Annotated in this window: 15 protein-coding genes and 1 tRNA gene; 8 read left to right on the forward strand and 8 right to left on the reverse strand. The window is 48.4% G+C overall.

What is annotated here, in order from left to right:
- Nucleotides 1-238 precede the first annotated feature (238 nt).
- From AC15IQ_RS04785 to gcvT, 5 genes are all read right to left on the reverse strand, one after another.
- Entirely contained in the window at nucleotides 239-1,150 is a 912-nt protein-coding gene (locus tag AC15IQ_RS04785) for an MBL fold metallo-hydrolase (protein WP_483177533.1), read from the reverse strand.
- Nucleotides 1,151-1,451: 301 nt separating this feature from the next.
- On the reverse strand, nucleotides 1,452-2,900 hold the full coding sequence (gcvPB, locus tag AC15IQ_RS04790; protein WP_483177534.1) for an aminomethyl-transferring glycine dehydrogenase subunit GcvPB: 1,449 nt from the start codon (nucleotides 2,898-2,900) through the stop codon (nucleotides 1,452-1,454).
- Nucleotides 2,901-2,902: 2 nt separating this feature from the next.
- Nucleotides 2,903-4,216, reverse strand: coding sequence for an aminomethyl-transferring glycine dehydrogenase subunit GcvPA (gene gcvPA / locus AC15IQ_RS04795; protein ID WP_483177535.1), 1,314 nt, complete (start codon nucleotides 4,214-4,216; stop codon nucleotides 2,903-2,905).
- Between the two features lie 11 nt (nucleotides 4,217-4,227).
- A complete protein-coding gene (gcvH, locus tag AC15IQ_RS04800) occupies nucleotides 4,228-4,614 on the reverse strand; it encodes a glycine cleavage system protein GcvH (protein WP_483177536.1) in 387 nt (128 codons plus the stop codon).
- A 46-nt stretch (nucleotides 4,615-4,660) separates the two neighbouring features.
- Nucleotides 4,661-5,767, reverse strand: coding sequence for a glycine cleavage system aminomethyltransferase GcvT (gene gcvT, locus AC15IQ_RS04805; protein WP_483177537.1), 1,107 nt, complete (start codon nucleotides 5,765-5,767; stop codon nucleotides 4,661-4,663).
- Between the two features lie 355 nt (nucleotides 5,768-6,122).
- Here gcvT and AC15IQ_RS04810 point away from each other — a divergent pair, with 355 nt between their 5' ends.
- Nucleotides 6,123-6,401 (forward strand): hypothetical protein, encoded by a 279-nt coding sequence (locus AC15IQ_RS04810; protein WP_483177538.1) that lies wholly within the window; start codon nucleotides 6,123-6,125, stop codon nucleotides 6,399-6,401.
- A 14-nt stretch (nucleotides 6,402-6,415) separates the two neighbouring features.
- On the opposite strand, the gene AC15IQ_RS04815 is transcribed toward AC15IQ_RS04810, so the two are convergent.
- Nucleotides 6,416-8,539 carry a heterodisulfide reductase-related iron-sulfur binding cluster gene (locus tag AC15IQ_RS04815; RefSeq protein ID WP_483177539.1) on the reverse strand — a complete coding sequence of 708 codons (2,124 nt, stop codon included), beginning with the start codon at nucleotides 8,537-8,539 and terminating at the stop codon, nucleotides 6,416-6,418.
- Between the two features lie 187 nt (nucleotides 8,540-8,726).
- Here AC15IQ_RS04815 and AC15IQ_RS04820 point away from each other — a divergent pair, with 187 nt between their 5' ends.
- Together AC15IQ_RS04820 and AC15IQ_RS04825 are read left to right on the forward strand one after the other, a co-directional pair.
- On the forward strand, nucleotides 8,727-9,668 hold the full coding sequence (locus AC15IQ_RS04820; RefSeq protein WP_483177540.1) for a hypothetical protein: 942 nt from the start codon (nucleotides 8,727-8,729) through the stop codon (nucleotides 9,666-9,668).
- Between the two features lie 137 nt (nucleotides 9,669-9,805).
- A tRNA-Thr gene (locus tag AC15IQ_RS04825) sits at nucleotides 9,806-9,880 on the forward strand.
- A gap of 175 nt (nucleotides 9,881-10,055) precedes the next feature.
- Here the strand turns inward: AC15IQ_RS04825 and AC15IQ_RS04830 are convergent.
- Complete coding sequence (locus AC15IQ_RS04830; protein ID WP_483177541.1) at nucleotides 10,056-10,244, reverse strand: hypothetical protein; 189 nt, start codon at nucleotides 10,242-10,244, stop codon at nucleotides 10,056-10,058.
- Between the two features lie 593 nt (nucleotides 10,245-10,837).
- Between AC15IQ_RS04830 and AC15IQ_RS04835 the strand changes: the two genes are divergently transcribed.
- The 5 genes from AC15IQ_RS04835 to AC15IQ_RS04855 all read left to right on the forward strand — a co-directional run bounded on the left by AC15IQ_RS04835 (nucleotide 10,838) and on the right by AC15IQ_RS04855 (nucleotide 19,025).
- A complete protein-coding gene (locus AC15IQ_RS04835; RefSeq protein ID WP_483177542.1) occupies nucleotides 10,838-12,457 on the forward strand; it encodes a site-specific DNA-methyltransferase in 1,620 nt (539 codons plus the stop codon).
- Nucleotide 12,458: 1 nt separating this feature from the next.
- Nucleotides 12,459-15,107 carry a DEAD/DEAH box helicase gene (locus AC15IQ_RS04840; protein WP_483177543.1) on the forward strand — a complete coding sequence of 883 codons (2,649 nt, stop codon included), beginning with the start codon at nucleotides 12,459-12,461 and terminating at the stop codon, nucleotides 15,105-15,107.
- 123 nt (nucleotides 15,108-15,230) lie between these two features.
- Entirely contained in the window at nucleotides 15,231-15,680 is a 450-nt protein-coding gene (locus AC15IQ_RS04845; RefSeq protein ID WP_483177544.1) for an AlbA family DNA-binding domain-containing protein, read from the forward strand.
- A complete protein-coding gene (locus AC15IQ_RS04850; protein ID WP_483177545.1) occupies nucleotides 15,668-16,921 on the forward strand; it encodes an ATP-binding protein in 1,254 nt (417 codons plus the stop codon). Before AC15IQ_RS04845 ends, AC15IQ_RS04850 begins: the two co-directional genes overlap by 13 nt.
- A 706-nt stretch (nucleotides 16,922-17,627) precedes the next feature.
- Nucleotides 17,628-19,025 carry an MFS transporter gene (locus tag AC15IQ_RS04855; RefSeq protein ID WP_483177546.1) on the forward strand — a complete coding sequence of 466 codons (1,398 nt, stop codon included), beginning with the start codon at nucleotides 17,628-17,630 and terminating at the stop codon, nucleotides 19,023-19,025.
- 133 nt (nucleotides 19,026-19,158) lie between these two features.
- Here the strand turns inward: AC15IQ_RS04855 and AC15IQ_RS04860 are convergent, their stop codons facing one another.
- Complete coding sequence (locus AC15IQ_RS04860) at nucleotides 19,159-19,374, reverse strand: acyl-CoA carboxylase biotin carboxyl carrier protein subunit (RefSeq protein ID WP_483177547.1); 216 nt, start codon at nucleotides 19,372-19,374, stop codon at nucleotides 19,159-19,161.
- Nucleotides 19,375-19,907 lie beyond the last annotated feature (533 nt).

The raw sequence follows: 19,907 nt of genomic DNA on the forward strand, positions 1-19,907 counted from the left end.
CGGGAGATCCAGGATAGAGCTGTCGCGCTCTGCCGTTGAACTCAGCCCCTGATTCAGTGAAAACCTTCCTGTGCGCATATCAGGTGAAATAATATCTGCACCGATGACAACATCTAAACAAAAGCAGATCCCATTGGGACCATATGTAAAGACTTACGATTGATGGAAACCGATTTGTCTAAACTTTTGTCAGAACTGAGTGATGGTGGGTATTGTTTTTTGGCCAGCATTTTGATTGCTAAGAGCAGGAGCCTTTTTTACCCGAAACGCAATAATGGGGAATGTTGTTTTCCATTGTTATAGACACCTGGCCTTGGTTGACCATATAGGCCAGAATAGCGGAGATGGCGTTGCTGAGGCGAAAATAGTGATTGCGGTTGAGGACAGATCCCAGCCGGGAAGTGAACCGGCTTATCACCCCTTCCAGACTGTGGGGTCGTCTGATAATGTCCTCGATCTGCGCCAGGGTATCGGTCAAGGTATTATAATTGGCCTTAATGATGGGTGCAGCATCTTGTGAGAGACCGCCGTGGGACAGGTATATATGCTTGTAGCTGCTGTCTTTAAGCCGCTGCAGGGTGATGATCTGCCGGGCTACATCGGCCAGGAACACGAAGGGGAGAGCCTCTAAAATCTGCTCTGATACCAGACTGTCGCCAGCGAACAGTACCCCGTCGGGTGTGATCAGCCCCATTTGCCCCAGGCTGTGCCCCGTCAGCGGCAAAGCTTCGAAACTGGTATTATTAATCAGCAGCGGTCCGGGTTCAACTATACGGGTTACCCGTGAAGGCTGGGGCATGAAGAATTTGCCCATGAGCAGTTTAGGAGGATAGGCCGAATAGGTGCTGTAAGGCAGTAAGAGGGGGTTCTCAATAAAAGCCGCTTCGATTCGGGAGGCGTATATGTCGCAGCCGGTTTTCTCCTGCAGCCAGTGGTTGCCTCCGCAATGGTCGGCATGGCCATGGGTATTAAAAATGGCGCCAACTGCCCAGCCCTGCTCCTCCAGGATGCGCAGGGTCTCCCGGGCATGGGCCGCACTGTGTCCGCTGTCGATGAGCAAGCAGTTTTGTTGGTCTAAACGGTATATTCCCAGTGAGGCGAAATCGCTCTCAATGGCATAGGTCCGTCCTGCCAGTTGTCGAAGTTTCACTGCTGCTATCTCCCTCCACGAATTCTGAAGCCGGGCGGAGCAGAGCCCCGCCCCTACGCTGATTAAACTCGGGATACCGATACCCGGGCGGAGCAGAGCCCCGCCCCTACCGCTGATTAAACTCGGGATACCGATACCCGGGCGGAGCAGAGCCCCGCCCCTACCGCTGATTAAACTCGGGACACTGATACCCGGGCGGAGCAGAGCCCCGCCCCTACCGCTGATTAAACTCGGGACACCGATACCCGGGCGGAGCAGAGCCCCGCCCCTACGCTAGGACTCTCCAAGGGAAGGCCCCTTATCAGGGGGCCTCCCACTTTACTATGGGCTTCCGGGCTGCGGTTACTTCGTCGACCCGCTTGATCACCGCATTATGAGGGGCATTTTTGACTATTTCGGGATCATCTTGTGCCTCCCTGGCGATGGTCTTCATGACATCCACAAACACATCCAGGCGCTGCTGGGATTCAGTCTCGGTAGGCTCGATCATCATAGCCTCGGGGACTATCAAGGGGAAATACACTGTAGGGGGATGATATCCATAATCTATTAGACGCTTGGCTATATCCATAGTGGAAACCCCATACTGGCTCTGTTTTTTTGAATTCAGCACGAATTCATGTTTACACAGGCGGTCTATTGGAATATTGTATGTTTCCCGCAGCTGGTGGCGGAGGTAGTTGGCATTCAACACCGCATGCTGGCAGGCTTCCTTAAGGCCTTCGGCACCCAGGGCTTTGATGTAGGCATAAGCCTTGACGATTACCCCAAAATTACCGTAGAAACTCTTGACCTTGCCGATGGAAAGTGGACGGTCATAATCAAAACCATAACCCTGTTCCCTCTGCACCGCCACTGGCACAGGCAGAAAATCCATTAAGGGGGCTTTAACGCCCACCGGTCCGGAACCTGGCCCGCCCCCTCCGTGTGGGGTAGCAAAGGTTTTGTGAAGATTGACATGAATGACGTCGAAGCCCATATCGCCGGGACGGGCTACTCCCATGATGCCATTCAGATTGGCCCCGTCATAGTATAGCAGGCCCCCTCCGTCGTGCACGATCTGGGCTATGGATTGGATCTCTTCTTCAAACAACCCCAGGGTGTTGGGGTTGGTCAACATCAGGCCGGCCACTTCAGGGCTCATCTTGGAGCGCAAATCATCCAGGTCTACCAGTCCTTCAGCAGTGGATTTGATCTCAATGACCTCATAGCCCACCACGTTGGCGGTGGCCGGGTTGGTGCCATGGGCAGAATCGGGCACCATCATTTTGGTGCGCGCATAATCCTGGCGATTATTATGATAGGCCTTTATGATCATCACTCCGGCCATCTCCCCGTGTGCGCCGGCTGCAGGCTGCAGTGAGAAACCATCCATACCGGTGATCTCGGCTAGCATCTGCTGCATTTCGCAGTAGAGCTGCAAGGCCCCCTGTACAGTGTCTTCCGGCTGGAAGGGATGGATGCTGGCAAAACCGGGCAGGCGCGAGGCCCATTCATTTATCTTGGGATTGTATTTCATGGTGCAAGAACCCAGAGGATAGAAACCGTTGTCCACCCCATAGGCCCGCTGTGACAATTCGGTATAGTGCCTGACCGCCTCAACTTCGCTCACCTCAGGGATGCCAGGCTGATTCTGGCGCCGGAATTGATCGGGCAGGCTGGCTGCCAGGTCCACTGCGGGTATATCTATCTCCGGCAGGCTGAAGGCATTGCTTCCCGGGATGTTCTTCTCAAATAAAAGTTGGCTCATAATTATCTCCCTCCCAGAATGGCGGCCAGCCGGTCGATGTCACCAGGGGTGTGCTTTTCGGTAAAGGCTAACAACAAGGCCCCTTCCAGTTCATATCCCCCGATGATGCCATTTTCCAACAGCCGCTGGTTGGCTGCTGCGGGATTATCAACTGCAATGGCGAACTCATTGAAATAAGGCCCGGGGTATTTCAGTTTGAAGCCAGCCGCTTCCAAGCGTTCCTGGGCGTAATGGGCTAGTTGATAGCAGCGCCTGGCGATATCAGCCAGGCCTGATTCGCCCACCAGGGCCAGGTACATGCCGGCTGCCAGGGCGCATAAGGCTTCATTAGAACAGATGTTGCATAGGGCCAGTTCGCGGCGGATGTGCTGCTCACGAGCTTGTAGGGTGAGGACGAAAGCCCGCTGGCCGTCTTTATCAGTAGTCTGACCCACGATGCGTCCTGGAATCTTGCGCATCAGGGCTTTGCTGGCAGCCATGTAGCCCAGATACGGTCCTCCGAAACTTAGACTGTTGCCCAGCGGCTGACCTTCGCCTACCGCGATGTCAGCCCCCCATTCCGCGGGAGATTTCAATAAGGCCAGAGAAATCGGTTCAGCTGCCACTATGAATAAGGCTTTATTGGCATGGACCGCTTTCACCAGATCGGTACAGTCTTCCAATATGCCGTAGAAGTTGGGCTGCTGTATCACCGCGCAAGCGGTTTCGGCATCGACGGCCTGAATCATGGCCGCTATGTCTGCGGCACCATCCTGGCCTGGCACTATAACTAGCTCCATTCGCCCTGAAAGGGTGTAAGTCTTGAGTATTTGCAGGTAATGGGGGTGAACCGTGTCAGCGATGACCACCTTGCGGCGGTTCTTAGCGTTTTGGCAGGCTAAACTGCAGGCTTCAGCCAGGGCGCTGCCGCCATCATACATTGAAGCATTGGACACTTCCAGCCCGGTCAATTTAGTTATCATGGTCTGGTACTCGAAGATGGACTGCAGAATACCCTGGCTTATCTCTGGCTGATAAGGAGTGTAAGCAGTGTAAAACTCGGAGCGCAACAATAGCTGTTCCAGGGCCGCGGGTATGTAGTGGTCGTAAGCTCCTGCCCCCAGGAAGCACGGATAATCCTCGGTATTAATATTCTTGGCGGCCAGGCTTTGCATATGGCGGCGCAGTTCCATTTCCCCCATACCCGTAGGCAGATTGAGCCCACCTTTGATCTTCAGGTCTGTCTTGATATCGCGGAAACACTCGTCCAGGCTGGAGATGCCCATGATCTTGAGCATCTCCTCCACTACCGGGGCGGGATTGGGAGTGTATTTCATTTTTATCCTCCCTAATCTTCCAGGCCTGAGCAGAATTCAGCATAGGCTGCGGGTGACATCAGCTCCTGCAATTGTCCAGGGTCGCTGATTTCAATAGAGGCGATCCAGTTCTCATAGGGATCCTGGTTTATTAGCTCGGGTGAATCCTCTAATTCCTCATTGATGCTTATTATGGTACCGTCAACGGGGCTATACATATTAGCCACGGCTTTGACCGATTCAATGACCCCGACAGGATCGCCTTTAGACACAGTTGCATCCGTCTCAGGAAGTTCCACGAATACGATATCACCCAGGTGATGTTGGGCATAATCGGTAATGCCCATATAGCCGGTGTTTCCTTCCAACCTGATCCACTCGTGTTCGTCGGTATAGAGCAGTCCTTCAGGTATGTTCATTTCCAAATCCTCCATTCTATTAGAAACCTTAGTTTAAAACCACCTACTATTTAGACTTGGTTCTTTTACGGTAGAATATGCCCTGACCGACCACCGCTTTCACTGCTTTGCCGCGTATAATGATGTCGATCTCGGTGCCGGGACTGCTGTACTTGCTGTCAACCAGCGCCAAACCGATAGGCTTTTTAAAAGTAGGGGCATGTAATCCGCTGGTAACGTGGCCGATGACCACCCCATCCTTCTGTACCTCAAAATGCGAGCGGGGAATGCCTTTGCCCACCATCTCGAATTCTACCAGCTTGCGCTTCAGACCAGCCTGCTTTTGCTTCAACAGGGCTTCCCGGCCTATAAAGTCACCGTTGTCAAACTTTACAAAGTATCCCAAACCCGCTTCCAGGGGGCTTATGTCCTGATCTATTTCCTGCCCGTACAAGGGCAGTTTGGCCTCGAATCTGAGACTGTCGCGGGCTCCCAGGCCGATGGGACTGACCCGCTCCCCGCCGGCCTCAAGGATCGCCTCCCAGACAGTCTCGGCCTGATCGGGCTCAACATAGATTTCAAAGCCGTCCTCGCCGGTGTAACCGGTGCGGGAGACTATGCATTCTACCCCCGCTAATTTTACTGCCGGATTAAATTGAAAGAATTTGATCTGACTGAGCTCGGTATCGGTGAGGTTTTGCAGGATTTCTTCGGCGAGAGGGCCTTGCAAGGCCAGCTGTGCGTATTGAGAGGAGACATTTTCGGCTTCTACTCCGGGGAGCAGGTTTTCCCGCATCCAGGCAAAGTCCTTGTCCACGTTGGCGGCATTTACCACCAGAAGGTATTTGGTGGGACTGTAGCGGTAAATCAGGAGGTCGTCGACCACACCGCCGTGTGGGTAGCACATCGGGCTGTAAAGCACCTGATAATCCTTCATACCATGTACGTCATTGCACACCAGTTTTTGCACAAAATCTTCAGCCCGTTCCCCAGTAATGATGACCTCGCCCATATGGGACACGTCAAAAAGTCCGGCGTTTTCACGCACCATGTGGTGCTCCTTGATTATCCCCATGCCTTCATACTGCACCGGCAGTTCCCAGCCTCCGAAGTCGATGATTTTGCCTTTGTACTTCAGGTGCATTGGATACAGGGGGGTGGATTGTAACGGCATCATATTCCTCCTTCACCGGGGATCGACCCCGGGTTGCTGTGCGCCTCTTAAGCCAGGCAGTGGGATTTCATCCGTCAAGTCCCAGCCTGATCCGAAAGCTAAAACAAGGTTGTGATCTCTTCTTTCATACAAATGATATGGTGAGAAGATAAAATTCGACTTACAGCAAAATTTTATCAAAAAATGGTGCAAATTGCGAAAGACTTATTTTAATTCTGCTGCCTTTTGAAGGGTTACTGCTAAGAGCTTTGAGTCCAGGCCAAATTAGCTTATAATATTATTTGAACTTATAAGCCGGTTGTATGCGGACCACGCGCCGGCTGCGGATAGTTGGAGAGGTTTGAGGAGGATTGCCATGAGCCGTTTTAATGACGACGACGGTCTGCCCAGCGAAGAATTGGTGGAACAGTGGGCCGAGGAATTCCACGGCCAGCTGATGAACATTTTCAATGGGTTTTTTACTCAGGTAGACTTAAAAGAGACCCTGGCTCGCATCAAAGACATCCCTTTCGAATCCATAGTCTTGGAGCAGCTCATAGGGGAAAGCGATGAGGTCAAATTGACTGCCCTGCGTCGTATCAGGGAACTGGTTGATGCCGACATCGAGTACCTGCGGGGCTACCTGGAGCAGTAGATAGCGGGGAAGCTTTACTCCAGGCTTTGCCAAAGAATCTCGCAGATATCCATGACCTTTACCTGCTCCTCTCTAGCGGCTTCTTTAACCCCGTCGGTGAGCATCGTCATACAGAAGGGGCAGTTGCTGGCAATCACCTCCGCATTGGTCTGCAGAAGCTGCTCGGTGCGTGCATCATTGATCCTTTTAAACCCGCCTACGGCTTCCTCTTCCAAAAACATCCTGCCACCCCCCGCGCCGCAGCAGAAACCGAAGCGGCGCGACTTGTCGATATCGATTACCGCCGCCCCGGTCGATCTGACCACTTCACGCGGCGGCTCATAGATCCCGTTGTGCCGACCCAGGAAACAGGAATCATGATAGCTCATCCTGATGGCTTCTGACTTGCCCGGCTTAAGCTTCCCTTCAGCGATCAATTTGGCCAGAAATTCGGTTGAATGCCACACCTCGAACTCACCCTCTAGCTGAGGATACTCGTTTTTGATGGTATTGTAGCCATGCGGACAGATGCAGATAATCTTATCTGCGCCGTACTTCTTAAAAACCTCGATATTATGGACCGCCAGGGTTTGATAGAGATACTCATTGCCAAGGCGGCGGGCAGGATCCCCGCAGCACCATTCTTCGGTTCCCAAGTACCCGAAATTCACTTCAGCTCGGGAAAGGAGCCGCACCAAGGCTTCGCCGGCCCGCTTGTAGCGGTCATCAAAGGCTACCGCGCAGCCCCCGTAGAGGAGATACTCGAACTCTTTGTGATCTTCAGGAACGATATTGACCAGATTTCTGATGCCCCGCTCCTCCAGCCATTTGGCCCGAGAAGCCCAACCTACTCCCCAGGGGTTGTAATTGCGCTCCAGGTTGGTGAAGGCATTCTGTGCTTCAGATGGCATATCTCCCTGCCACATCACCAGGTTGCGGCGCATATTTATAATTTTATTGAGATGCTCAATGAACATGGGGCAGTGTTCCTGGCATGCCCGGCAGTTGGTGCAAGCCCATAACACCTCAGGGGTCACTACATCATAGAGCAGGCTGGCCTCCAGGGGGCTGACGGCATTAGCCTCGGCATCAGAGGTCATGGCCAGCTCGGGATGTGCCGATTCCCCGCCTAACAGATACGGGGCCTTTTCGTCCAGATGTTTCTTCATGGCCTGGATTACAGTTATCTTGGGGTTGAGCTTCTTGCCGGTATAATAGGCCGGGCAGTTCTCCTGGCAGCGCCCGCAGCGGATGCAGGCATCCAGATCCAGAAGATCCTTCCAGCTGTTCTCCTCAATACGTTCAACTCCAAAACGCTCCGCCTCTTCGATATTCTCGATCAAGGGTACGGCTTTCGGATCCAGATCACGGCTGTAATAACCGATCATACCGGTGAAGATGTGCCACAGTTTGGTGAAGGGCACCACGGCGATGAATAGAAAAGCCAGGAACATATGTGACCACCAGCCCAGGCGGTGCCACAGCACCAATCCCTCCAGGCTCATGTCCTGAAAAAGCGCGGCAAACATCCAGCCTACCGGTGAGGCTTTTTGCTCATAGGCGATCTGTTGCATGGTAGTCGACAACTGGGTTTGTGCGGCGATGCGCAGCCCTTCCACTAAAAAGCCCCCCAAAAGGATAATGAAAATCAAGGCCAAAATCCACCCATCCAGAGGTTTGTTGTCATTAAGACGGTCAGGTCGGCGTACATAGCGGATGTAGGCTAGAACCAGTACTCCCAGCATGGCAAAAAAGCCCCCCACGTCAGCCAGCCAGGACACTAAGTAATACAAAGTCCCGGTCATATTAGGAAAACCGATCTGTTCCCAGGCGGCAAAAGCGGCGGTGGCTATAAGCAAGAATATAAAGCCCCAGAAAAGGGCGAAGTGCATCACCCCGGCTACCGGCTTGCGCAAGACCTGGGATTGTGCAAAGGTATTGAAAAGCCAGGAAAACACCCGGCGGCCGGCCTGATCGTTGCGATGCAATTCACTCTGGGCCAGGCGCCACACCCGGTAGTGGTGATAGGCTCCGTAAAGCAAGAATCCTACGGGGATGATCATGAAGACATAAACCAGCCATTCATAAGGGATATTGGCACCCACCACCCGCATGGGAATGTCATGCCCGCCGGTGAATGGTTTATAAGCAAAAATCATTATGTAGACCTCCTTGTTTATGCCTATATTATTGCTGTTCTATCACTTAGGCTGACTCAGCGGATATGAAATTATTCCAAGGGAACTGCTTATAAGCCATTGCATGGGGAGGGACACAGAGAATGATATATGGTAAAGAAATACTTGAGACCGGTATTACCCAGGAAGGCAAAGCAGGGAAACTGCTGTGGAAAACGAAATGGTGTATAAACCGTCAATAATGAAGCTGCGCGGATATACCAGGGAAAGGAACGATACGATGGTAATAAAGAAAGCGCTATTATGGTTGGGAAGACGACTGGCGCTGGCTATCCTGTTCTTATTATTATTCTTCCTTGTTCAAGCCGTATGGCCGTTGAATTTGGCAGCAGCACCGGTTTCCCCAGAGGAGACTATCCTCATGCTATTTGTGACCTGTGCCGTGAACGCTCTGGTTATAGCCGAACTAGCCCATCGCGGCATTGGACCAAGGTATATTAGAATACTGGGATTGGCGGCATTCATTTTCGGGGTTGTGACCCTGCAAGCTATCGACGAGAGTCTGTTCTTCAAAAGTTTTGTGGGTATACCGGTTCCCCAGCAGTGGCAGCTGATAGGACATGGTCTGATCCGCGCCATTTTAATGGCTTTGGCGGCAATATGGCTGATCCCAGCGCGTCAAGCCCACTCCAGGTACAAACTAAACTGGCGGCATCGCAGCACTGCCAACTGGGTGATGAGGATAATCGTTCTGGCCTTACTTTTTCCCTTCATATATAAGTTCTTCGGCTACTTTATAGCCTGGCAAAGCCCCGCTGTGCTGGAATATTATCAGTTCGGAGCCCAGATAGACCAGACCCGGCTGATGCTATTTCAGGTTTTCCGCGGCTTAATATGGTGCGGTATGGCCTGGTTAGGACTCTATCTGACCAGGGGAGGAAAACTGGAACAAATCCTGCTGATCGGTCTAGCGATGGGCATACTGCATTCTATTCAGATTATCGTTCCCAGTTCCTTCATGCCTGAGGCAGTAAGATATGTCCATTTCGTTGAACTCCTGGCATCCATATCTTTGTTCGGCATTATCGCCGCCTGGGGGCTGAGGGGAGAATCGAGGCGGGGTCTTTACATTCGCAGAAACCGGTACTAGAATGCCGTAGGCCTCTGTCCAGGCAATATCCGATACCGCACCTGCGGACAGCGATTTCTTGAAATAGGGCAGTATCTTTAATATAATAATATCTGCAGCGGTTAGAGGGCGGGCCCTTAATCTGCACATATAAAAATGCCGATGTGGCTCAGTGGCAGAGCAGCTGATTCGTAATCAGCAGGTCGCCGGTTCAAATCCGGCCATCGGCTCCACTTAAAACTAAGTAACCGCGCAGGATTGCGCGGTTTGTTGTTTTTCTGGGAAATGCATTTTTCGCCTTCTCGTCGCCATAAATTTTGAAATACGGTAGATTAGTTATTGATCAGATAACTAATTTGTAAACAGTAAACCTTCAAACACTAACACATTACAATTCTGTTATAATACCTAATTGCGGGCCAGGGCTTTAAGGTCCACCGCATATTCCCGGGCTAAAGCCAAACGAACTGAGTCCACCGAACGGTTGTCATAAACGGGCGGAGAATCAGCAAACAGCATCTCTGTAGAGCTGCCCGTATTCGTATAGACCGGACGAAAGAGGATAGGAACCGCCGAAGCGGACCAGACAGAGGGCATGAGGCATAAACCTCCTTGCGGAACATTTGTTCCAATTATAACATGGGGGGATCCTAGATTCACAGCCACTGCCGACCACCTGGAACGGGTGACGCGCAAGCGGCACCGGTTCCCGTTCAGACTGCCAACGGAGAATATTCTCCCAGGTCGCTTTCTCCAACCAGGAACTAAAGGTGAATGCGACTGCCCCACCCAGTTATCGCCGCGGTCTGCTGTTGTCCGAAGAGATATCATCGGGGAGCCGGTCAGGAGTGCGGAGCGGATGCGCAGCCCGGACGGGCGGGCGACCACTGAACGGAAGGCGATGGCCGGAGGACTGCGAGCGATCTGCACCATGATGCGCAGCCAGGCAGAGCGAGCACCGAGAGGGAAGTTATCCGGGCATGGCCTGGAGCGGGATAGCCACCTTCGGATAATACGAGATTATGTAAGCGTCAGCGAACCCGAAGGGCTATATAATCCTCTATTATCGGATGGTGGCGGTGGGGGAGACCTGAGACATTCACCTATCCTGCTAGTAAAGCGAAGGATGTTGAAGGCAATTGTCGAAGTAGTTTATGTCACAGTAAATTTAGCTGAAACGGAGTGTAATTATGCCGTTCCTGGATTGGTATGGCCGCAGAGCGGTAGAAAACTATCATCACAAAGTTCCTTATCATCTTCTGAAACGTAATGAAGATTATTCCGTTGGAGAGTCGGGTAGCGGTAACCTGTTAGTACAAGGGGATAATCTCATTGCCCTCAAAGCCTTATTACCCTATTATGCAGGACAGGTAAAATGTATATATATTGATCCACCTTATAATACCGGAACTGAAAACTGGGTTTATAGTGATAATGTTAACAGCCCGGAAATTAAGCAGTGGCTGGGTGAAGTAGTGGGTAAAGAAGCCGAGGATTTATCTAGACATGATAAATGGCTTTGTATGATGTACCCGCGCCTACAGCTACTTAAGCAGTTTTTGAGAGAAGATGGAGCTATTTTTATAAGCATCGACGATAATGAAGTAGCTTCGCTTCGTTTGATTATGAATGAAATCTTTGGCCAGAATAATTTTATAACAACAATTGTTTGGGAAAAGAACTATGCCCCTAAGGCTTCTTCTAAGCATATATCAGAAAACCATGAGTTTATTCTTATCTACGCGAAATCTAAGTCTCGGTGGAAACGAAATCTTTTACCAAGATCAGAAAAGCAGGATAAGGTTTACAAAAACCCTGACAATGACCCTAGAGGGCCATGGAGACCTAATAATCTTGCTGCACGCAATCCGTATAGTTTAGGTATTTATAGTATTACTTGTCCTTCTGGTAGGGTTATTCCCGGTCCACCTACAGGTTCCTATTGGAGAGTTTCTAAGGAAAAGTTCGAACAATTAGATCGGGAAGGCAGAATCTGGTGGGGAAAAGATGGAAACAATGTCCCTGCTCCTAAAATATACCTGAATGAGGTAACTCAAGGAGTAGTTCCAATGAGTATTTGGCCTTATTCAGAGGTGGGACATACCCAGGAAGCTAAACAAGAATTAGTAGGCATGGTAGAGTTTGAGGACTCGGCTTCGGTTTTTATTACACCTAAGCCTACTCGCCTGATCAAACGCATTCTGGAAATAGCTACCGATAAAGATTCTCTAATTCTCGATTCTTTTGCCGGTAGCGGAACTACAGGACATGCCGTATTAAGCCAGAATGTAGAAGATGGTGGAAACCGCAAATTTATCCTGATAGAGATGGAAGAGAATATCTGCCGAACCGTGACCACCCAGCGATTGACTAAGGCTATCAATGGTTATGTTCCTACAAAAGCAGGAAAAGAACGGGTGCCTGGCTTGGGTGGCGGTTTCGATTTTTGTGAATTGGGAGAACCCTTATTTACGGCTGAGGGCTTTATTAACGAATCGGTAACATATAGTGATCTGGCTCAACATTTATTCTTTATTGAGACCGGAACCCCTCGAAAATCTACAAAGCATTTTGAGTCACCATTAATCGGCATTCATAATGATACCGCTATTTATCTGCTATACAACGGCATCCTTAAAGACAAGTCGGTGCAGGGCGGCAATGTCTTAACCGCCCGTGTATTGGATGAATTACCTTCCCATAATGGACCGAAGGTCATCTATGGAACCAGTTGCCGCATAGGCCCCGACCGTTTAAAAAGGTTAGGCATTGTGTTTAAGCAAATTCCATACGAAGTGAGGGGGAGCTGATATGGAGCTGAAGAATTACCAGATAAATACCTTAAATGCCTTAAAACTTTACCTGGAGGAATGTTCAGTAACCCAGGACGCCGATTTGGCTTTTTATAAAGTGACCAGAGACTTGTATGAAACGGGATTACGTTACAATCCAATTCGAGAATTACCCGGATTGCCGTATGTTTGCGTGCGCATACCTACAGGGGGCGGAAAAACTTTGGTGGCCAGTCATGCGGTAGGTATTGCTGCGCATAATCTTTTACATACTGAGACCGCTATGGTGCTTTGGCTGGTGCCCTCAACCACCATTCTGGAGCAAACCTTGATGGCTTTAAGAAATCCTGGCCACCCATACAATAGGGCGCTCCGATCTTCGCTTGGAAATGTGGCAGTATACAGTATCAGCGAAGCCTTTTATTTATCCCCGGCTGTGGTTCAGGCTGAAACCGTCATCATAGTATCGACCATACAAGCCTTTCGGGTGGAGGATACCGAAGGGAGAAAGGTTTACGAGACTGCTGGCCAATTAAAGCCCTTGTTTGCCAACCTTCCTCCCGAAGCACTGAAAGATGTAGAGCGGGATGATAACGGTGGGGTTATACCCTCCCTGGCGAATGTGCTTCGCATGCATAAGCCTATTGTAATTGTGGATGAAGCGCATAATGCCCGTACCCTATTATCTTTTGAAACTCTGGCTCGCTTTAGTCCTTCCTGCATTATTGAGTTTACTGCTACCCCCGACACCAACACTCATCCCAGTAATGTTCTTTATTCGGTATCTGCTGCTGAACTAAAAGCAGAAAATATGATTAAACTTCCTATACTGCTTGAGACCAAAACCGATTGGAAGGCCGTAGTGTATGATGCCATCAGTACCCGGGATAACCTTGAGAAAATAGCCCTAAAGGAGCGCCTGGAAACAGGTGAATACATACGTCCTATATTACTCTTACAAGCTGAAGCCAATCGAGCCGGTCAAAAACGTATAACCTGGGAGGTATTAGAGAAGCATCTTATAGAAGACTACGGTTTCCCTAAGGAACAGGTTGCAGTTGAAACCGGTAACCGTCGGGATTTAGAAGGGGTAAACATTCTTTCCGAAGATTGCCCCATTCGCTATATAATCACGGTTCAGGCCTTAAAAGAGGGTTGGGATTGTCCCTTCGCCTATGCTTTGTGCTCAGTTGCAGAATTACGATCTTCAACAGCAGTAGAACAAATACTGGGGCGAATTCTGCGCTTGCCAAAGACTAAGCCTAAGGTTAATAAAGAACTAAATATGGCCTATGCTTTTTCCTGTTCCAACAGTTTTGGGGATGTGGCCAACGCTTTGGCCGATGCCATGGTACAAAACGGTTTTGAGCGCCAGGAAGCCAAAGATTTTATTAAGGAACGGCGTAGATACCAGCAATATGAACCGGACCATGAACCAACCTTGTTCCCATCGGAATCAATAGAGGTTATGATAACCGAAGTGCCCGACTTAACGCAGTTGACAGCTGAAACATTAAGCAAACTTGAATACAATTATGACAGCGGCAGTTTAATTCTCAAACAGGGGCTAAGTGCAGAAGAACAGGATAGACTAAAAGATATTGTAAGGAGGCCCGAGAATCGCGATGCTATATTTAATGGCTTGAAAGTTCTGGATGCCCAAAAAACCTATAACATAGTTACCTCAGACAGCAATAAATCACCGGCGGAAAAAGGAGATGTGTTATCTATCCCGGTTTTGGCGATTCAACAAGATGGGTTGTTTGAGCCATTTGAAGAGACTCACTTTTTGGAGATACCATGGCTGTTGTCGAAATGTGACCCAGCTCTAGATGCTGACCAATATTCAATCAAAGAAGAGTCTGGACAGTTGGGGGAAATAACCGTAACTGATCAGGGGCAGGTACGGGCAAGTTTTATCGGCTCTATACAGGAACAGATGTCTTTGTTTGTCTCTGACCATGGCTGGGACGCAAGAGAATTAGTATTATGGCTGGACCAAAGGATTCCTCATCCGGATATAAGCGGAGAGGATGCCCAGATATTCTTGACCAAGGTGGTTTTATACCTAACTGAAATAAGAGGCATCTCCGTAGAAAGGCTTATTAAAGACCGTTATCGTTTGCAGGCTGCTGTTGCTCGCAAGATCGACCAAATAAGAAAAGAACAACGCTTGCAGGGATGGCAGCAAATATTGTTTTCTGATACATCTTCCACTATTACCGTTTCACCTAAAGCGGTATTTGCCTACAACCCCGACCCTTTTGCTTATCCATGTAGATTTCGCTATCAGGGGCGCTACCAATTTCAAAAACACTACTATCCTATGATCGGAGAACTCAAGGACGAAGGAGAAGAGTTCGAATGCGCTCGTTATATAGATCTTTTACCGGAGGTAAATTATTGGGTTCGCAACCTGGAACGGCAGCCGGAGTTTTCCTTCTGGCTGCAGACCTCTACTGACAAGTTTTATCCAGACTTTGTTGGCCTGTTGAAGGACGGGCGTTACCTGGTAGTAGAGTACAAAGGAGCTCAGTTTTATAGCAGTGATGATTCCAAAGAAAAACGGCTTCTGGGCGAGCTATGGGAAGCCAAAAGCAGCGGGCAATGTTTGTTTGTGATGCCAACCGCGGGACGCTTTGAGGAGATAAGAGCGAAGATTAATTAGATTTGGCGAATAGGGCGGTTATTTCACTCTTTTTAACGCAAGGGAATTTCTACTTATTCTTCGAATTACTAGATGGAGTTTTTCCCATTTACAGTAATTCTAAGTAAAGTATGGTGAAGTGTATTGATTGATCTTAAAACCTTAACCGACCTCATTAAAGCGGGCGAATCATTAGAGCGCGAGTTTAAAGCAGACCGTGGGAAGTATAATGATTCCGTTTTATTTGAAGAAGTTGTTGCTATGGCAAATACTAATGGCGGGGTAATTCTTGTAGGTGTAGAAGATAACGGTGAAGTTACCGGTGCGAAGCAACGCCAAGGTAGCCCCATCGATCCCTTAAAGGTTCAAACAGCAATTTTTAATAATACTATTCCCCATGTTAATACACGGGTTTCAGTAATAGATCATTCTGATGGCGTTGTACTCGCAGTAGAGGTTGATCCCTATCCGGAAAACTGCGCTACCACTTCAGGCAAGTGCTTGCGCAGGGTGATTGGCGGAGATGGGAAGCCGGCTTCAGTTCCATTTTATCCGCCAGAGCAACTCTCACGTAAATCAGATTGGGTTTATTAGATATTTCAAATCGCTTGTTTGAGGATTTACGCATCGATGCACTTGATCCACTGGAATTCGAGCGCCTTAGACAAACGATTGTGCGTTTGCGCGGAGATCAGGCTTTAATAACATTAAGCAATGAAGATTTGGCTAAAGCCCTCAAACTAGTAGAAAGCAAGGGGCGTAGGCTAGTGCCCAATATGGCGGGCATACTTATTCTAGGTAAACAGTCAGTCTTGGAATCGATACTTCCCAACCATGTTGTTTTCTTTCAGGTATTAGATGAACAAGGGAATGTGAAGGTTAATGATCGATTTACTTACCCGTTATTGCGCACTATTGAGGAAATTCAGATAAGGTTTGCAGCCCGCAACAATGAACAGGAAACTATGGTGGGAATGTTTCGATTACCAATTCCTGATTACTCCCCAATGGGTTTCCGGGAAGCTGTGACTAATGCGCTTATTCACAGGGACTACTCTCGCTTAGGGTCGGTGTACATACAATGGCAACCGGATCATCTTTTAATTACTAACCCGGGCGGTTTTCCAGCAGGGGTTAATCCTGAAAATATTCTGGTTCATGAACCACGGCCCCGAAATCCACGTTTGGCGGAAGTAATGTTACGTATTGGTATAATAGAGCAAACCGGGCGAGGGGTAGACCGTATATATGATGGGCAGATAAGGTTTGGCCGACCATTACCAGATTATTCTCGCAGTGATGCAGATACTGTTCGCTTAGTGTTATATGGTGGAAAAGGATCTCTTGAGTTTGCCGCCTTTGTTTTTGAACAAAATAAATCCGGGCAGGCACTTTTATTGGATGAATTGCTAATTCTAAACCACCTGATGATTGAGCGGCGTATCGATTCAGAAGTTGCTGGCCAGCTAATACAAAAGGGAACCCGGCAGGGGCATGTAGTATTAGAACAATTGAACGAAAAAGGTTTGATTGAAGCCAAAGGTGAAAAACGCGGTAGAGTATATCATTTATCAGCAAATCTGTATGCGCGGCTAGGAAACCCCTATGGTTATGTACATACACGCGGTTTTGATCCGATTCAACAAGAGCAGATGATTCTAAAATTTATTGATAAGCACGGAAAAATAACCAGATCTCAGGCCTCTGAGCTGTGTAAGATAAGTAAAGACCAAGCCTACCGTTTGCTGCGCAAACTCTGCAATCAAGATATTTTGGTGATGAGAGGTGAATCCCGGAATTTAAGTTACTATGAACGAAAAAGGAAAAGTCTATAATCTGTTATCACGCGCTGTCACGCGCGCGTGACGAACGTCACGTGGAGCGTGATATTATAACGTAATTTAAGTTACGCTGTTCAAATCAAAGAACCTCGTTAGTGAAATTGAATGGCTTAATGCACTCAATACGAATTATTCGCATTAAAGTTCGGGTTGGATAGAGCAAAAATAGGTTAAATGCGAATTTAATGCGAACTTTCATATTGGATTCTTATTTATTTGATAGAAAACCTGTCGCCAAATCGTCGCCATAAATCATAAAAAAGCAGTATTTTTGCTGAACAAACCACTGAATGCATATGATATAAAATCCCGTAAAATCGGGATTTATTGGTATGGTACATTACCCTAAAAACACCCCAAGCTAAAATTCGTAATCAGCAGGTCGGCGGTTCGAATCCGCCCATCGGCTCCAGGTGAGATAAGAACCCCTTCGCATTCTCTGAGGGGGTTTGCATATTTATGACCACCGCTAATGATGCAAATTATTAAGAAAGGATTTCACCCCTATTCTTGCCGAAATTAATAATAGCTGAAAAACTGGGAGAGCAATAAGAGAGAGTCCACCGATATTAGGCAATGATGGTGTTATAGTCATCAAAACCTTGCCAACCGCCCTATGGTGATCCTTATAAAATTGTAATTGTGCGGGTATGATGCCTGGCAATATTTAGCTGCCTAAAGCTGAAAAGAGGTCGATGCTTTGAAGGATAGCGTACCTTCAAAATGGCAGATTCTAATAGCAGTACTGATACCGGTATTAATGGGACCGATTGATGCCAGTGTAGTATATGTGGCCTTTCCTAGTATGTCGGAAGTATTTAATGTTAGCGCCGACACGGTGGGTTGGGTAAGCATATCTTACCTGCTAGTCTTGAGCAGCTTCCAGCTTAGCTTTGGCAGGCTGGGTGATATGTTTGGTTTCAGGCGCATATTTCTGACGGGTATTGTTGCATTCACTATTGCTTCCGTTCTATGCGGCATGGCCTGGAGCATCGGGGCGCTTATTGCCTTCCGGGCAGTTCAGGCTATTGGCGCTGGAATGACTTCGGCCCTTGCCCCAGCCATTATTACGGCCATATTCCCACCGCAGGAAAGAGGCAAAGCTTTGGGGATGATAGGTATGGTAGTTGCCCTGGGATTGGCTACTGGACCAAGCCTGGGCGGTCTGCTTTTAGATCTTTGGGGATGGCAAACCATATTTTTTATAAACATACCCATTGGGATTATAGCCTTCTTGGCATGTTATAAGGTGATCCCCGAAAAAGAAGAACTAATTGAACAAAGATTTGACTGGATCGGAGCCTGGCTAGCCTTTATCAGCCTGGCTGCCTTGCTGTTTTTTATCAGTCGCGGGCAAAATTACCAATGGTCGGGAGCAATAATACTAATGGGGGCTCTGGCCTTCATTTCGGGTGTGTTGTTCATCATGCAGGAGCAAAAAACGCCAGAGCCAATGTTGGAACTGTCTCTGTTTCGCAGTCATGCCTTTACGGCCGGAAACATTGCCGCTCTATTTCATTTTATGACCCAGTACATCCTTATTTTTATTACACCCTTCTATCTGCAACAGCAGCTTGATCTGGCACCTTCAAAGTTAGGAATTACTATGACCGCCTTTCCTCTCACCGTACTGCTGGCCGCACCTTTGAGCGGGATACTTTCGGATAAAATTGGCAACCGTCTGCTCTCCTCAGCTGGAGCTGTCTTATGTGCTGTGGGGGCATTAAGTCTTTCTTTTTTAGGTCCGGATGTGCTCCCTTCCGATGTATCCTGGCGGCTCAGCCTGTTCGGCCTGGGAACCGGCATGTTTCAAGCTCCCAACAATAGTGCCATAATGGGCGCTGTTCCCAAAAATCGCCTCGGTATTGCTGGTGGGGTGCTGGCTACCACACGCAATGTGGGTATGGTTCTGGGTATAGCTATTGGCAGCGCCGTACTTGTTGCCAGGCAGGCTTTTTATCTTTTGACTGACACCCCTCTTTCGGCCTGGTTGGCTATGCAGGAAGCTTATATTACCGCCGCCTTTCTATCTGTGCTCTGCTTCGTAGGCTGCCTTTTTGCCAAGACTGAGAAAGAAAGCCCGGCTCGGAATATCTAAGACTTCAGATAGTGACAGCAGGTAATCCTTAGTGGTCATAAAATAAGGCCCCTCCGTGAGCGGAGAAGCCTTGTGTGAGTAATATGTTCTGACCTGAAAGGAAAGATAACTTAAGTGTAAGCAGCATTTCAGGCTATTCGAGAACCACCAGAACAGCCCCTTCTTCAACCCGGTCGCCGACTTTAACTTTTATTTCTTTTACTACTCCATCGAATTCACTAAACACCGGATTTTCCATTTTCATTGCTTCTACAATTATTACTTCATCGTCTTCAGCAATTTGATCACCAACATTGATGTTTATTGCCAGTATTTTCCCTGCGATCGGACATTCTATATTATTTGCCATAATTTTAACCTCCTAATTAATGATATTTAATGTTCTTGTAGCCCTATTATAAAGCGCACCCAGCCGACGATCCTTCTACCCACACCTCCTTGGAGAGAAACTAAGGAACTGATACCAACCTTTACTGCAATTATTATGCCAATTAATATGGTTTTTATCTTGCGCCCGGAAGGCTTTGAGTTACTAGATTAACTAAAGCATGTAGAATATGGAGGCATAAAGCAAGTAGAATATAGAGGCTGTATCAGACTGTGAATAATTCCCCCTTGAGAGCCAACCGGAAATACCATTCGTCTCACCCACGCCAATAAAGGTCACTGTTCATTATGTTGCCTATCTGTTTTGCTATCCATACAAGTGTAGGGTAATTCGGACACTTTGTAACATACAGTGATATCTGATCATTATCTGTGGCTGCAATGTTAGACACGGAGTCAGCTATAAAACCAATTAAGGTCAGTCCCTGAACTTGGCATGCGAATTGCATTTTATTAGTCCAGACTCTTACCTGTAGCTGGAGGAGGCTGTCTGTG

This window comes from Syntrophomonas sp. DTU019 (assembly GCA_913757435.1).
GTDB lineage: Bacteria > Bacillota > Syntrophomonadia > Syntrophomonadales > Syntrophomonadaceae > DTU019.